The sequence below is a fragment of the Mesorhizobium sp. WSM4832 genome, from assembly GCF_055811115.1.
Genome location: NZ_JBVVQH010000012.1, coordinates 22445 through 36957, shown reverse-complemented (window position 1 = coordinate 36957; position 14513 = coordinate 22445). Strand labels below are relative to the sequence as shown.

The 14513-nt window shown below is 62.1% G+C and carries 11 protein-coding genes; 5 read left to right on the top strand and 6 right to left on the bottom strand.

Annotated elements, in window-relative coordinates; genetic code table 11:
* Nucleotides 1–136: 136 nt before the first annotated feature.
* The 3 genes from ileS to AC0L2L_RS17885 all read right to left on the bottom strand — a co-directional run bounded on the left by ileS (nt 137) and on the right by AC0L2L_RS17885 (nt 5505).
* Entirely contained in the window at nt 137–3100 is a 2964-nt protein-coding gene (gene ileS / locus AC0L2L_RS17895; protein ID WP_473579894.1) for an isoleucine--tRNA ligase, read from the bottom strand.
* A 307-nt stretch (nt 3101–3407) separates the two neighbouring features.
* The gene (locus AC0L2L_RS17890) at nt 3408–4205 is read right to left on the bottom strand and encodes a MipA/OmpV family protein (protein ID WP_473579893.1); all 798 of its coding nucleotides are present in this window, start codon (nt 4203–4205) and stop codon (nt 3408–3410) included.
* A 217-nt stretch (nt 4206–4422) separates the two neighbouring features.
* Nucleotides 4423–5505 carry a glycosyltransferase family 4 protein gene (locus tag AC0L2L_RS17885; RefSeq protein ID WP_473580034.1) on the bottom strand — a complete coding sequence of 361 codons (1083 nt, stop codon included), beginning with the start codon at nt 5503–5505 and terminating at the stop codon, nt 4423–4425.
* A gap of 298 nt (nt 5506–5803) precedes the next feature.
* On the opposite strand from AC0L2L_RS17885, the gene AC0L2L_RS17880 reads away from it, so the two are divergent.
* The 4 genes from AC0L2L_RS17880 (at nt 5804) to AC0L2L_RS17865 (ending at nt 9881) form a co-directional block, all read left to right on the top strand.
* On the top strand, nt 5804–6691 hold the full coding sequence (locus AC0L2L_RS17880; RefSeq protein ID WP_473579892.1) for a hypothetical protein: 888 nt from the start codon (nt 5804–5806) through the stop codon (nt 6689–6691).
* A gap of 125 nt (nt 6692–6816) precedes the next feature.
* Nucleotides 6817–7782 carry a glycosyltransferase gene (locus AC0L2L_RS17875; RefSeq protein ID WP_473579891.1) on the top strand — a complete coding sequence of 322 codons (966 nt, stop codon included), beginning with the start codon at nt 6817–6819 and terminating at the stop codon, nt 7780–7782.
* A 13-nt stretch (nt 7783–7795) separates the two neighbouring features.
* The gene (locus AC0L2L_RS17870) at nt 7796–9214 is read left to right on the top strand and encodes a glycosyltransferase family 4 protein (protein WP_473579890.1); all 1419 of its coding nucleotides are present in this window, start codon (nt 7796–7798) and stop codon (nt 9212–9214) included.
* 112 nt (nt 9215–9326) lie between these two features.
* Nucleotides 9327–9881: an HdeD family acid-resistance protein gene (locus AC0L2L_RS17865; protein WP_473579889.1), complete on the top strand. Its 555-nt coding sequence runs from the start codon at nt 9327–9329 to the stop codon at nt 9879–9881.
* A 9-nt stretch (nt 9882–9890) separates the two neighbouring features.
* On the opposite strand, the gene AC0L2L_RS17860 is transcribed toward AC0L2L_RS17865, so the two are convergent.
* From AC0L2L_RS17860 to AC0L2L_RS17850, 3 genes are all read right to left on the bottom strand, one after another.
* Complete coding sequence (locus AC0L2L_RS17860) at nt 9891–10217, bottom strand: hypothetical protein (RefSeq protein WP_473579888.1); 327 nt, start codon at nt 10215–10217, stop codon at nt 9891–9893.
* A 216-nt stretch (nt 10218–10433) separates the two neighbouring features.
* The gene (locus tag AC0L2L_RS17855; RefSeq protein ID WP_473579887.1) at nt 10434–11417 is read right to left on the bottom strand and encodes a bifunctional riboflavin kinase/FAD synthetase; all 984 of its coding nucleotides are present in this window, start codon (nt 11415–11417) and stop codon (nt 10434–10436) included.
* Nucleotides 11418–11449: 32 nt separating this feature from the next.
* Entirely contained in the window at nt 11450–12310 is an 861-nt protein-coding gene (locus tag AC0L2L_RS17850; protein WP_473579886.1) for a TIGR01459 family HAD-type hydrolase, read from the bottom strand.
* Nucleotides 12311–12648: 338 nt separating this feature from the next.
* On the opposite strand from AC0L2L_RS17850, the gene AC0L2L_RS17845 reads away from it, so the two are divergent.
* Nucleotides 12649–14487 carry a pilus assembly protein TadG-related protein gene (locus AC0L2L_RS17845; protein WP_473579885.1) on the top strand — a complete coding sequence of 613 codons (1839 nt, stop codon included), beginning with the start codon at nt 12649–12651 and terminating at the stop codon, nt 14485–14487.
* Nucleotides 14488–14513: the final 26 nt, after the last annotated feature.

Sequence of the window (14513 nt, the reverse complement as noted above, 5' to 3'; positions counted from 1 at the left end):
GTGTCGCGTGTTTACCTCAACCACTTATTAAGGGCAACGCACGGGCGGATATGGGCCGCCCGGCGTGGCAGTTTTGCACTTATTTGACGGCATGTCGTTATCCCAAAACCGCTGCGCACTTTTGGGCGACATGCACCTAGAGACGCCCAAGCGCCTTCAGCTCGTGCAGCACCGCGGCATCGCGGGCCGAGACGTCCGGGAACTCCGGATCCTGCCCGACATCGGCGGTGTAGCGCCAGGATCGCGCGCATTTGACCAGACCGCGATCCTCGGCCTTCTCAACCACCACCGCCACGCCCTTGACGTCGTCGAGGGTGAAGGCGCCTTCAGGCGCCTTGCCATGCTTGATGACGAGGTCGCTGGTGATCGCCATCTCGGCCATATCGACATCGGCGATAGCCGCTTCCAGGGCCGGGTCGTCGAGCGTCACCACCGGCACGGCTTCCAGTGACGAGCCGATCAGCTTCTCGGCGCGCGCAATCTCCAGCGCGCCGGTGACGACGCGACGCACCTGCCTCACCTTGCGCCATTTCTCGGCCAGCGCCTCGTTGCGCCAGTTCGGCGGGATTGCCGGGAACTGGTCGAGATGCACCGAGACAGCTTCCGGATGGCGGTCGAGCCAGGCTTCTTCGGTGGTGAAGGGCAGCATCGGCGCCAGCCACTTCACCAGGCATTCGAAGAGGTGGCGCACCACCTGCACGGCCGCCCTGCGGCGCAGGCTCGACGGCCCGTCGCAGTAAAGCGCGTCCTTGCGGATGTCGAAATAGAAGGCCGAGAGCTCGACCACCATGAAATCCAGCAGTGCGCGGGTGATGCGCTTGAACTCGAACGCGTCATAACCCTGGCGCACCAGCTCGTCGAGCTCGGACAGCCGGTGCAGCATCAGCCGCTCCAGCTCCGGCATCGTCTCGACCGGCACATCCTTGCCGTCGTCATGGGCGAGCGTGCCCAGCATCCAGCGGATGGTGTTCCTGAGCTTGCGATAGGCGTCGATATTGGTCTGCAGCACGTTCTTGCCGAGCCGCTGGTCTTCCCAATAATCGGTCGTCGCCACCCAGAGCCGCAGGATATCGGCGCCGGACTGCTTGATGACGTCCTGTGGCACGACGGTGTTGCCGAGCGATTTCGACATCTTGCGGCCTTCCTCGTCCATGGTGAAGCCATGGGTGATGACCGCCTCGTAAGGCGCCCTGCCCCTGGTGCCGCAGCTTTCGAGCAGCGAGGAATGGAACCAGCCGCGATGCTGGTCCGAGCCCTCGAGATAGACGTCGGCCGGCCATTTAAGGTCCGGGCGGTCTTCAAGCGTGAAGACATGCGTCGAGCCAGAATCGAACCAGACGTCCAGGATGTCCATCACCTGGTGCCATCTCGAAGCATCGTGGTTGCCTAGGAAACGCTCCTTGGCGCCCTCGGCGAACCAGGCATCGGCGCCTTCCTTCTCGAAAGCGTCCATGATGCGCTGGTTGACGGCCTCGTCCTTCAGCACGTTGCCGTTCTCGTCGGCGAAGACGGCGATCGGCACGCCCCAGGCGCGCTGACGCGACAGCACCCAGTCGGGCCGCTCCTCGATCATGGCGCGGATGCGGTTCTGGCCGGCCGCCGGCACGAAGCGGGTGTCGTCGATCGCCTTCAACGCGCGGCTGCGCAGCGTCGTGCCGTCGCCGAGATCCTTGTCCATGTAGATGAACCACTGCGGCGTGTTGCGGAAGATGATCGGCTTCTTCGAGCGCCAGGAATGCGGATAGCTATGCTTCAGCCGGCCACGCGCGAAGAGCGCGTTGCGCTTGATAAGCTCGTCGATGACCGCCTGATTGGCGTTGCCCTTCTTGCCGTTGTCGTCGATGACACGCGCCGCGCCACCCTCACGCCCAGGGCCGAAGCCCGGCGCGTCCTTGGTGAAGAAGCCGGCATCGTCGACCGTGAAGGGGATCGTGGTGTCGACACCGCGCGCCCTGAGCTCGCTCGCGGCTTCCATCCAGGCGTCGAAGTCCTCGCGGCCGTGGCCGGGCGCGGTGTGGACGAAGCCGGTGCCGGCATCGTCGGTGACATGCTCGCCGGCGACCGTCGGCACCGGGAACTCGTAGCCGCCGCCGAGCCCCTTGAAAGGATGCGAAAGCGTAAGGCTTGCAAGCTGTTCGGCCGAGACGCTGTGAAGCCGGTTCAAGGTGACCTTGGCCTTGGCCGCGCATTCCTCGGCCAGCGCGTCGGCAAAGATCAGCTTCTCGCCGGGCTGCGGGCCGAAGGCGTTCTCGGCCGCCGTCACCTCATAGAGGCCGTAGCCGATGCGCGGCGAGTAGCTCACGGCACGGTTGCCGGGGATGGTCCAGGGCGTGGTCGTCCAGATGACGACATGCGCCTCGACCAGGTCGAGCGCCGTCCCGTCCAGCGCCGGCACGGCGCCGGCGACCGGCTGGGCGAGGCTCGCAACCGGAAACTTCACCCAGATCGTGTCGCTCTCATAGTCCTGATATTCGACCTCGGCCTCGGCGAGCGCAGTGCGCTCGACCACGCTCCACATCACCGGCTTCGAGCCGCGATAGAGCTGGCCGGACATGGCGAATTTCAACAGCTCGCCGGCGATGCGCGACTCGGCGTGATAAGCCATGGTCGTGTAGGGATTGTCGAAATCGCCGATGACGCCGAGGCGCTGAAACTCTGAGCCCTGAACCTTGATCCAGTGGGCCGCGAAGTCGCGGCATTCCCTGCGGAACTCGTTGACCGGCACCTCGTCCTTGTTCTTGCCCTTGGCGCGATACTGCTCCTCGATCTTCCATTCGATCGGCAGGCCGTGACAGTCCCAGCCCGGAACGTAATTGGCGTCGTAGCCGCGCATCTGGAAAGAGCGGTTGATGACGTCCTTGAGGATCTTGTTCAGCGCATGGCCGATATGGATGTTGCCATTGGCATAGGGCGGGCCGTCATGCAGGACGAATTTCTCGCGGCCGGCGGCCTCCTCGCGCAGCTTCCTGTAGAGGTCCATGTCCTGCCAGCGCTTGACCAGGCCAGGCTCCTTCTCGGGCAGGCCGGCGCGCATCGGGAAATCCGTCTGCGGCAAATAAAGCGTTTTGGAATAGTCGATCGTTTCAACAGTGTCGGTCATTGATCTGCCATCTGCGTTGCCCGGAGGCTCAAAAGCCCGGGCGTTAAGGTCTTCAGTTTGACGCATATCGTTTTCCCGAAACCGGTGCCACTTCCGGGCGATATGCATTGATGTTCTGGAAAAGCGCGAGGGACGCGCGCGAAAACTCCCGGCGGCTCCAGCGGCGCTCAGGCCGCCCGGAACACCGGGCCCGTAATTCGTATCGCGATCGCGAAAAGGCGCGAAAAGCTCGTCATGGCGTGGCTTTTAGCGGATGGCGCGGCAGGAATAAAGCACGGATTTCAAGGCGTGAAGCCGCCTTCGCGGCCTACATGGTGAAATTGAAGCGGTAGGTGGTCGAGACACCGAAGGTCCACTGGTCACGGTTGCCTCGCTCCTTGACCAGACTGGAATCGGCGGCCGGTCCCATCAGGCGCGAATATTCGGTGAAGACGCTCGCCGTCATCGGCTCGGTCACTTTCCAGGTGATCGCGCCGCCGAGGCCCGTCGATTTCACACCGCCGCCCGGATGGTATTCGCTCAACCCCGAAGCCGCCGCTTCCTTGGCGTTGACGCCGTAATAGGCGTCGAAATAGTCGGACGATGCGAAGGAGACGCGCGGGCCGCCGGAAATGCGGATCGTCGGCGTGATGTCATAGAAGGCATCCGCCGCGATGTCCGCCACAAAGCCGTTATGGGCACGAATGCCGTGCCGCAGTTCCGCCCGCGCCCTAACCCAATCCAGCGGATAGAATTCGAAGAAGCCGCCCGCCTCACCGCCCCAGCGCACGGGGTCGAGGCCCTCGAGCTCGTCCTTGCTCTCGCGCGAGAATATGAACTTGCCGGTCAGGCCGGCGCGAACGGAACCGTCATCGATCAGCGCCAGCGAAATGTTGTCGTTGCGCGAGGCGAAGCGCGCTTCGGGGCCGACCTTGCCGAGCGAGATGATCGGCTGGGCGCTCAGCATATATTTCTTGCCGCCCTCGAAATTCGGCGCGACGAGGCCGGTGGCGCCGAGCGTCAGGTACCAGTTGCCGGATATCCAGCTGCCTTCGCCCGCCTGAGCGACCGGCGCGGTGAACAGACCTACGGCGACGGCCAACGGAATCGTCACGACAATACGCATCGTCACCCCTTACGCGAAACGCGCCGGCAACACCATCCGCCGGCGTCCAAGCCATGCCGTGCGTTCGGTAAAATTTGACTTAAAAGCGCGTCGCACTGAAACGGATTCAGGCGACGCGCTTAAAGTCTTGTCTTGATGCATGTCGTTGTCCCAGAACCCGCTGCAAACTTCCGGGCGACATGCATTAAAGCCGGCAACATCGGAGCCGACCGGCGAACTAACTGACGCGCCGATTGCGGCGGGACGTCTCGACCAGGTCGCAGGCTGTTTCCAGTCCGCCCGTAAGCTGAGTTGACGAGCCGTAGGCAAGGGCCGCCTCGTGCCACTGGGTCCGGATCGCCGGGTTGCCGGCTTTCAGGATTGCCTGCCGCCAGATTTCGGGATCGTCGCGATTGGCCACAACCAGTCCCGCCCCGCTGGCTTCGACATATTTTGCATATCCGCAAGCGGCCGACGCAATGACCGGCAGGCCATTTGCGAGCGCCTCGAGGATCACCGTGCCCGTATTTTCCAGGCGAGCCGGGTGCAGCATGAAATCGCTCGCAACCACAATCGCCGGGATGTCCTCCTGGATGCCCAGCAGGATGACCCGTTCAGACATACCGCATTTGGCAATCAGGCCGCGAAGCCGGGTTTCCTCCTCGCTGTTTTTTCGCAGGCCAGCCACCAGCCAATGGATGTTCGGGAACGGCTGAAGCGCCTTTGCCGCACGGTCGAGGCCCTTCACCTTCATTCGGTTGGCGATGGTCAAGGCAATGACGGCATCGCGGGGAAGCCCGAAACGATCGCGGATTTCATTGCGGTCGCCGGTCAGCAGTTCCGGTCTGCGGCGTTTCGGATCGAGTGTCGGCCCGACGACATGGATGCGCGATTCCTCCGTTCGCCAGAAGTCGCGGTAAAGCGCTGCCTGGTGCTCGCTGAGCGCAATGATCTGCGCGGCGTTGCCGGGGGCAAAGATCATCGATTCCAGCTTTTGCTGGCGAATGAAACGGGGCGAAAACGGTCGCCACCATCCGAGCTTCGAGGCAAAATAGGGCGGGTCGCCGGCATAGTAGATATCCAGGCCCGCCATCTTGTTGAACCCGACCACGCAGTCGAAGTCCCGCCTGGCCGTCAGCAGGGTCCTTCCCAGCGCATACTCGGTGCCCGGATTGGAGATAACCCGCGCCGGCTGGACTTTTATCGTCGCCGAACTGTCGACATGGCCGACCTGGCGTGTCGTCAGGATCGTCACGCTGTGACCGCGCTTGACAAGGCGGTCGCTGATATTGAGACAATCCCTTTGCAGCCCCCCGTTCATAAAGAGGGCAGAGATCGCGCAGCAGATTTTCATCGCATTTTCCGGAGCGCCCTCTTACCCCCAGTCGGCGAAGAGATACTCCGGGTGCGCCCAGACTTCTCCACTCAAACAAACAAAGCAGGGCGCTTAAATGTTGGTCGTGTTGAAAATACGAATATGCTGTATATAGCTGGTAATCAAGAGACTTGAATGCTGTCGCGTTCGAGCTTTTTCAAAAAAGCCAGATGGAGCGCGCTGATGAGAATTCCTCGGGTCGATCGCGGTTGCCAAGCCGGATACGATTGAAAGCCGCCGACCCGTGCCAAAGGCCCTGCGCGAATACGACTGGCGGCAATGGCTGAGGCTGCAGCCGCCGATACATGCCATCAAGACCGCTCGCTATCGGAAAATCGACCGGACGTTCCTGGACCAGCCGGTCAGGGATGGCGATATCCCGGACATCCGCCATGCCGCCCGGGGTCGCCATGTCCTGCTTACTGTTGCCTTCGGCGATGCCCAGTGCCTCGATGTGCAGTTGCGGTTGACGAGAGGACTTGTTCGTCACGACCTCCACATCGTGGCCGACAACAGCGTCAGCGAAGCTTCCGCACGCGAGAACGGACAGGTATGCGCGGCCCGCGGCGCTGCCTATGTCAGGTTGCCCGTCAATCCATGGACCGTGAAGAATCCGAGCCGGTCCCACGGCGCGGCGCTCAACTGGATGTGGCACAATGTCCTGAAACCAGCGGCGCCGACCGCCTTCGGATTTCTGGACCAGGATCTTTTTCCGACGCAGCCGTGCGATCCCTTCGAACCTCTTGAAGACGCGCCGTTTTACGGCGACCTCCGCTGGGCGGGTACGCGCTGGTATTTGTGGGCAGGCTATTGTTTCTTTCGATTCGACGCCGTCGGCCGCCAACCTCTCGATTTCGGGCTCGATTGGTTCGCCGGTCTCGATACCGGCGGAGCCAACTGGGAGGTGCTCTACCGGGATGTGGACCCGAACGCCGTGCCGCAACGGCCGATCACCGCATTCGCGGCACTGCCCGGGATCGAACTCAGGCAGGCCTATTGCGAATGGCGGGGAAGCTGGCTTCATGAGGTCGGCCTCGACGGCGACCCCTCGTTGAAGGCGAAAAAGCGCGAGGCGGTTCTACGCTTGCTCGAGCCCGCCCTTCAGGACTCGCTTAAGTCAGCGCGACAATGAAAATGCGGTCGACAGGACGACGGAAGTTTGGGATGGAACTTTGGATCCGGGCCGCAAACTCCCCTACCCATATTGGATGATTTAACGGTCATTTGTCACGCCCGGTCATCGCGAAGGAAGTTCTATTGCCGACAGTAAGTGTGATCATTCCGGTGAGAGACGGCGCGCAGTATGTCGGCGAAGCGCTGCAAAGCATCCTGGACCAGGATCTGGCGGATATCGAAGCCATCGTCATCGACGATGGCTCCTCGGACGCCAGCGCGGCGATCGCGACGTCGCTTGGCGAGCGCGATGGCCGCGTCAAAGTTGTCGCCAATCGCGGCAAGGGGATCGTCGATGCGCTCAATATGGGGATTTCGCTCGCGCAGGCCCCTCTTGTGGCGCGCATGGATTGCGACGATGTCTCGCTGCCCGACAGGTTGCGCCTGCAGGCGGCGTGTTTCGAGGCGGATCCCGATTTGCATCTGCTCGGTACGGCGGGACTGCGGATCGACCGCGATGGAAAACCGTTGAAGCCGATCGACGTTCCCATCGGCAACGACCAGTTGCGGGACGCGCTTGCCAGATACAATCCCATGCTTCATCCGACAGTGATGTTCCGGACCGAGGCCGTCCGGCGCGTGGGAGGCTACCGTCGCGCATTCACCTATGCCGAGGACTACGACCTGTGGCTGCGGCTCTCCGAGACCGGAAAACTGGCCAATATGGATGCACGGCTGGTGAAATTGCGCTCGCATCCCGGGCAGGTATCGCGCGTCAAGGAGGAGCAGCAAAAGGCGGCCGCGGCACTGGCCAGACAGGCGGCGCAGTCGCGTCACTCCCGCGCCGAGCCATTCGATGCAGACGGCCAGCCCGCGCAGGCCGTCGGAGCCTTTCTCGCATGGCGCGCCGCCACGGGGACCGGCGTCTCCAGCCTGGAAAGACGCGACATCGAGTTGCTGCTGCGGACCGCGGGCATACCCTTGGCCGTCACCTGCAAGCTGCTGTTCCTCGCGGCTGTCGGCGCTCCTTCTTTCAGGACGCTCGCGCTCGGGCCTCGACTGGCCTGGCGCAGGATGAGCGCGCGCCCTGCGAAAATGCGGCCGAACTGATGCGGCCCGGCTGATGCGGCTTGTCGTCGATCTCACGAGCATGGCGCGCTGGCTTGGCCCGCCGGTCGGCCTGGTCCGCGTGCAGCGGCATTATGGCGCGACGGCGGCCGCGTTCAAGGCCGGTAAGGTCGTGTTCACGGTGTTCGACCCGACCGAGCGGGTGCTCAGGCAGGTTTCACCGGAAACGGCGGCGGAAATCATCGCCGGAGACATCTCATGCGACATGAGTTTTTATCCGGATCCTGCCCGCATCAAGATGCGGTTATACGATCGCTGGCCAAACCGGGCGCGGCAGTCGCTGATGGCGATCGTAAAAGCGCGCCGGGTCCTGATAACGGAAATCGGCGCATTCGGCCGGCGCAATCCCGGCAGCGGCTTTCTTCGTGTCCTCGAGCGGATCGAAAACCGGCTGATGAAGGGACCCGAGCGGCGGCTGGTCGCTCGCGACGACGGTTCACGCGTCCGGATCGTGCCGCTGCGGACGGTGGCCGGCAACCAATGCAGACTGGCGTCCGGCGATCATCTGCTTTTGATGAACTATGACTGGGCGCACACCGATATCGAGGTCATTTCGCGCGAGTGCCGCTCGGCCGGCGCAAAGCTGATCGTGCTGCTGAACGACATCATCCCGATCCAGTTTCCCGAATGGTACAAGCCGCACGACGTCAAGAGATTCACGCACTATGTGAATCTGGCGCTCGGACTGGCGGACCGCTTCATCCTGACGTCGAGGCGTGTCACCGCCGACATCGAGCAGTATGCCGCCAAGCTCGGCATCCGCCTGCCGGAGCTGAAACATGTCCCGCTCGGCTGCGACAGCGCCCGTAAATCGACGGCGGAGAGCCGGCTGCCGGACGGACTTGAGATGGGTCATTATATCCTGTTCGTTTCCACCATCGAACCACGCAAGAACCATTCGCTGCTGATGGATGCCTGGCGACGCCTCGTTCTGGACGAAACGGTTGCGCATAGCGGCGTGAAGCTGGTTTTTGTCGGGCGCAGCGGCTGGATGGTCGATGACGTCCTGGCGAAGCTTCACAGCCATCCCGACTACGGCAAGAGCCTTTTCCATCTCGACAACGTCGATGACGGGACGCTATCCCTCCTCTACCGGAACAGTGCGTTCTGCGTGTACCCGTCGCTCTATGAGGGCTACGGGCTGCCGCCTGTCGAGGCGCTGGCCTACGGCAAGGCCTTGATCGCCTCGACCGGCGGCGCCATCCCCGAAGTGGTCGGTCCGTTCGGGCTCTGCCTTGATCCACTCGACGTCGAAGGATGGGAAAACGCCATGCGGCGGTGGATCACCTCGCCCGAGGCCCGCGCTTCGTATGAGGCGAAGGCCGGAGAATTCGTGGCGCGAAGCTGGGAGCAGGCTGGCCGGGAGACGCTGGAGGCGGCGCTTGCGCCGTTCACGGACGAAGTCCAGGCCTAGCGTCATCCAAGCCCGGGCTTCGCGGCCGCCCTGCTCGCTGGACGCAAGAAGCCATCGGGATTACCCTCCTTTCAACCGCAAGTGGCGCGGCGATATCCGAGGGAGAAACAGCATGACCTTGCAAGGTGGCGCCCTGAAAGACGCAATCGGCCAGACGCGGGACAAATGGGGATGGTTCGTGGCGCTCGGCGTGCTGCTGCTGATCTTCGGCGGCATCGCCTTCGGCAATCTGTTCATCGCCACCGTGGCCTCGGTCTATGTGGTCGGCTGGCTGATGCTGATGGCCGGCGCCATCGAGATCATCCATGCCTTCGGCGTCAAGACATGGGGACGGTTCTTCTATTGGCTGCTGAGCGGCCTTCTTTATGCGGTCGCCGGCTTCTTCGCCTTCGACAACCCGCTGCTCGCCTCGGCGGTGCTGACGCTGCTGCTCGCGATCGCTCTCGTCGCCTCGGGGCTGCTGAGAGCCTGGGTCGCCTTCAATCACCGACCGGAGCAAGGCTGGGGATGGCTGCTCGCGGCCGCCGTCATCACCATCCTGCTTGGCCTGATGATCGCCATGGGCTGGCCGGTCAACAGCCTTTGGGTGCTGGGCATCTTCCTGGCCATCGACCTGGTCTTCCAAGGCTGGAGTTTCATTGCCATCGGCCTGGCTTTGAAGCGATAGGACTTCCGCTCAATCCACGTTGAGAAGCGTTACGGCGACCAATGCCAGCGCTATGCCCAGATATTGCGCCTTGGACACTTCTTCCTTGAAGACGAGCGCGCCGACGAGGACCGCGCCGGCCACCACGATCGTGTTGACCAGCGCACCGGTGACGGCGAGGTTCAGCCGCGTGTTGATGAAAGCAAATGCGAAGTAGCCTACCGGCGACAGCAGCATGACGATGGCCAGGCTGCGGCCGCTGCCGGTCTTGCCCCAATGCGCGCTCAGTCCATCACAGAGAATGAACAGCGCGGCGCAGAGCAAAACAACGGCCCACACCATTAGATTTATCTTCATTAGCACTCTCTGCACAATCCGGCGTCCGCGTTCGGTGAAGTGCTTCACCCATGCAGGTAACCTTTTGGATTGAGCGGCGAATTGAAGACGATCTAGGCAATTCCAGGAAAGATGTGAGCGGTCAGGCTTGGCGGCTTCGCCGTAGCGTTTCGTCCGGAATTGCGTCAAAACAAAGAGATAGAGCGGTTCGCCGTTTCCGTGAAACGGTGAAACGCCCTAGAACGCGATTTCGGCGTCCAGTTGCGAGAGCGGGCGCACGCCCGCCAGCAGGGCCCTCGCCTCGGCCTCGTCCTTTTTCATCTGCGCGACCAGCGGGTCGAGGCCGTCGAACTTGAGTTCCGGGCGCAGGAAGCCGAAGAACGACACCTCGCAGGTCTCGCCATAGAGATCGCCGGAAAAATCGAAGACGTAAGTCTCGAGCAGCGGCGCACCATTGTCGTCGACGGTCGGGCGGCGGCCGAAGCTGGCGACGCCGTCATGAAGCGTGCCATCGGCACGACGGAAGCGGACGGCGTAGATTCCTTCCCGCAAGGCTGCTTCCGGCGAAAGCCGCATATTGGCGGTCGGGAAGCCGAGCGTGCGGCCAAGCTGCTGGCCGCCGATCACTTCGGCCTCGACGGTGAAGCGGTAGCCGAGCAGGCCTGCGGCCTCCTCCACCTTGCCCTCCGCGAGCAGCTCGCGGATGCGGCTCGACGAGACCACTTCAGCGCCTTCATCGCGGAAGGCGTCGACCAGCGTCACACCGAAGCCATGCCGTTCTCCCGCCGCCATCAGAAAAGCCGGGCCGCCCTGGCGGTCCTTGCCGAAATGAAAGTCGAAACCGGTGACGGCGTGATGGATGCCGAGGATCTTCTCCAGCACATCGGTCACGAAAGCCTCGGCGGAGAGCGAGGCAAAATCGCGCGTGAACGGCTGCTCGACCAAAGCGGCAAAGCCAAGTCCGGCCAGGAGCCGCGCCTTCATCGGCGGCGGCGTCAGCACGAAAAGCGGCACCTCCGGCCGGAACACCTTGCGCGGATGCGGCTCGAATGTCAGCACCAAAGCGGGCACGCCATTGCGGCGGGCTTCAGCCAGCGCGCGCTCCAGCACGGACTGGTGGCCGCGATGGACGCCGTCGAAATTGCCGATCGCCACGACGCCGCCGCGCAGATGCGCAGGCAGCGGGGCGATCGTGGAAAGACGTTCGAAGGCTTGCGTCATGTCGAGGCGCCCGTCATGGCCAGACTATCAACCTATTGCAGACGCGGAATGACGGCGACCGGCCGGTAGCCATGCTTGTCGAGAAAGCCCGCCAGTCTTTCAGGATCGGGCCGCAGCGGATCGCCATAGTCGCGGGCATGGATGCCGCCGGAGACATAGAGCACGTCAAAGCCGTTGTCGGCCGCGCCCTTGACGTCGGTCATCATGCCGTCGCCAATGGCCAGAACCTCGCTGCGCTCGACGGCGCGACCGAGCAGGCCTGCGACCTCCTTCATGGCGACATCGTAGATCGGCGCGAAAGGCTTGCCGGCAATCAGCGTGCGGCCGCCCAGTTGTGCGTAGTCTCGCGCCAACGCGCCGGCGCACCAGATGGTGCGCTCGCCGCGCTCGACAAGGATATCCGGATTGGCGCAGATGAACGGCAGGTTACGGGCGCGCAGCCGTTGCAGAAGCTCGGCATAGTCGGCGGGCTTCTCCACCTCGTCGTCATAGAGCCCCGTGCAGACGATGCCCGAAGCCTCGAATTCCTCGACGAGATCGACGTCGAGCCCGTCATAGAGTGTGAAATCGCGCTCGGGGCCGATATGGAAGATCTGCCTCGGGCCCTCGGCGATCAGGTCGCGCGTCACGTCGCCGGAGGTGACGACGCGGTCACAGGCATCGGCAGGAACGCCGATGATTTTCATCTGGGCAACGACGTCGGCGCTGCGACGCGGCGAATTGGTGATCAGCACGACAGGCACATTGGACGCGCGCGCCCTCGCAAGCGCGCCGGCGGCGGCCGGAAAATGCCATTCGCCATTGTGCACGACGCCCCATACGTCGCACAGGATGGCGGCGTAGCGCCCCGCCAGATCGTCGAGCGAAGCGATGATGTCGGGCGGTTCCGCCATGCCGTATCCCTGATCCTGATCTCTGGCGAGGCCGCAACAGCCGTCCCTCGGTTCCGAGTCCGCCACAGCCGGTTCCGCATAACGGAAGCGTTTCATCCTGTCACGAGCTTTCCCGATCGCCGCACGTCGACCCCGCGATATCGCTCCGGAAGCACAGGGTTAACGCGCCGTCAAAAAGGCGGCGCGTTCTTGATAGTTTCGAGCAAGCTGAAATTTAACGATTTATGACCATGGTAGTACGGTCAACTGCGACCATGGTTGTATCTCAACATGGGTCCTTGGCGGGGGTATACGCAATGATTCGCGATTTTTTCCACGACAGGCGGGGAAACTACGCCTTGATGACGGTCATCACGATGATACCGCTGATGGGCGGCGTCGCGTTGGCGGTCGACTATACCGAACTGACGCGGGAACGGCAGGAGACGCTGAACGCGCTCGATGCGGCCGGCATCGCCACGGCGCAGCAGATCGTCTCCGGTGCAAGTGACGCGGATGCCAAGGCCTATGCCAAGACATTCTTCGAGGCCAATCTCAGGCACGTCCTTCCGGCGAACACGCTGCTGAACGTCACCTTGCCCAGCAGCAACACCGGCGGCGGCACGCTGAAGCTTTGCGCCAACCTTCACTTTCATCCCTATTTCCTGCCGGCCGCCGCGATGCTCCTCGGCAAGACGGCCAGCGATACTAACTTCACGGCGTGCTCGGAAGTCCGCCTCAAGAACACGCTGGAAGTGGCGTTGGTGCTGGATAATTCGGGCTCGATGGACGAAACCGGGTTCGGGACCAGCAAGAAACGGCTGACAGTTTTAAAAGACTTCGCCAAAGGACTCATCGACCTGGTCGCAGCGCAGGCGAAGACGATTTCCCAGCTTAACAAGCCGGTGCAGTTCGCGCTGGTCCCGTTCGCAGCCTCTGTCAATGTCGGGCCCGACTATTATTATGATCCGGCGAAACGAGCTGATTGGCTGGATTTGCAAGGCCTCTCGCCGATCCACCACGAAAATTTTAACTGGAAATCGTTTCCTCAAACCACCACGAGCACGTGCTCAGACGCTTCGGGCAAATGTGTCCAATCACTGAACGGTACGTGGATCGCTCGCGGGAACAATTGGGGAAGTCTGAAAGATCAGCAGCTCACCCGGTTCACCTTGTTCGATCAGACCAAGTATAGGATCAACAGCACCACCACTGCGCCTCTGGCCAAATGGGGTGGCTGCATCGAGTCCCGACCTTACCCTTACAATATCGACGACACGCCGCCGAACGCTGGTAACCCTGCAACCCTGTTCGTGCCTATGTTCGCGCCCGACGAAGCGGGAGAGGCATGGACAACGTCAGCCATCGCCAGCGATCAGTTGAATTTGTTCAACGCTCCCAACAGTTGGTGGAACGACGACACCAGCCAAACCGGCGCGGCCAAGGCTCGTCAGATGAACATGACGAAATACTTCAAGCTTCGCCCTGCCAATAAGTCCACGCCCTCCGGAAAAGGTCCGAATTACAGCTGCACGACAACGCCAATAACTGAGCTGACCGACGTTGCCGTCGACGCCCAGCGGGACGCGCTGAAGACGGCGATTGACAACATGGTCGCGAACGGCGCAACCAATGTACCGGAGGCTATGGCTTGGGGTTGGAGAGTTCTTTCGAGCAGCCCACCGTTCACCAAGGGGCGTGCCGAAGCTGAGCGAGGTAACGACAAGGTTCTTATCGTCCTGACCGACGGTGCCAACACTTACTACACACCCGGCTCTCTCAGACTAAGCGACGACGCAAGCAACCAGTCGACCTACTCTGCTTACGGCTACGCCAGCACTGACTACAACGGCCAACCCGGGGTGAAACGAATATTCAAGGGCACAACCGGTTCCGTCTCTTATGACAACAGCAGCTATACAGCCGCGATGAACCAGCACTTCGTTCGAGACAGCAAGAGCATTTCCACGGTTTGCCAGAATGCTGTCGACCATAATGTCATAGTCATGACTATTGCTCTCGATTTGAATGAGAGCGACGCAACTGAGAAAAAGCAGATCCAGGCGTTAAAAGACTGCTCCTCGGAATCACGTTTCACCTCCGGCAAGAAACTGTTCTGGAATACCCGAAGCAATGAAATGGAGGCGGTAAAAAAAGAAATCGCCGACGAGCTATCGAACCTGCGCATCGTCAGCTGATCTAGAAAGAAAAGCCGCTTGCCTAA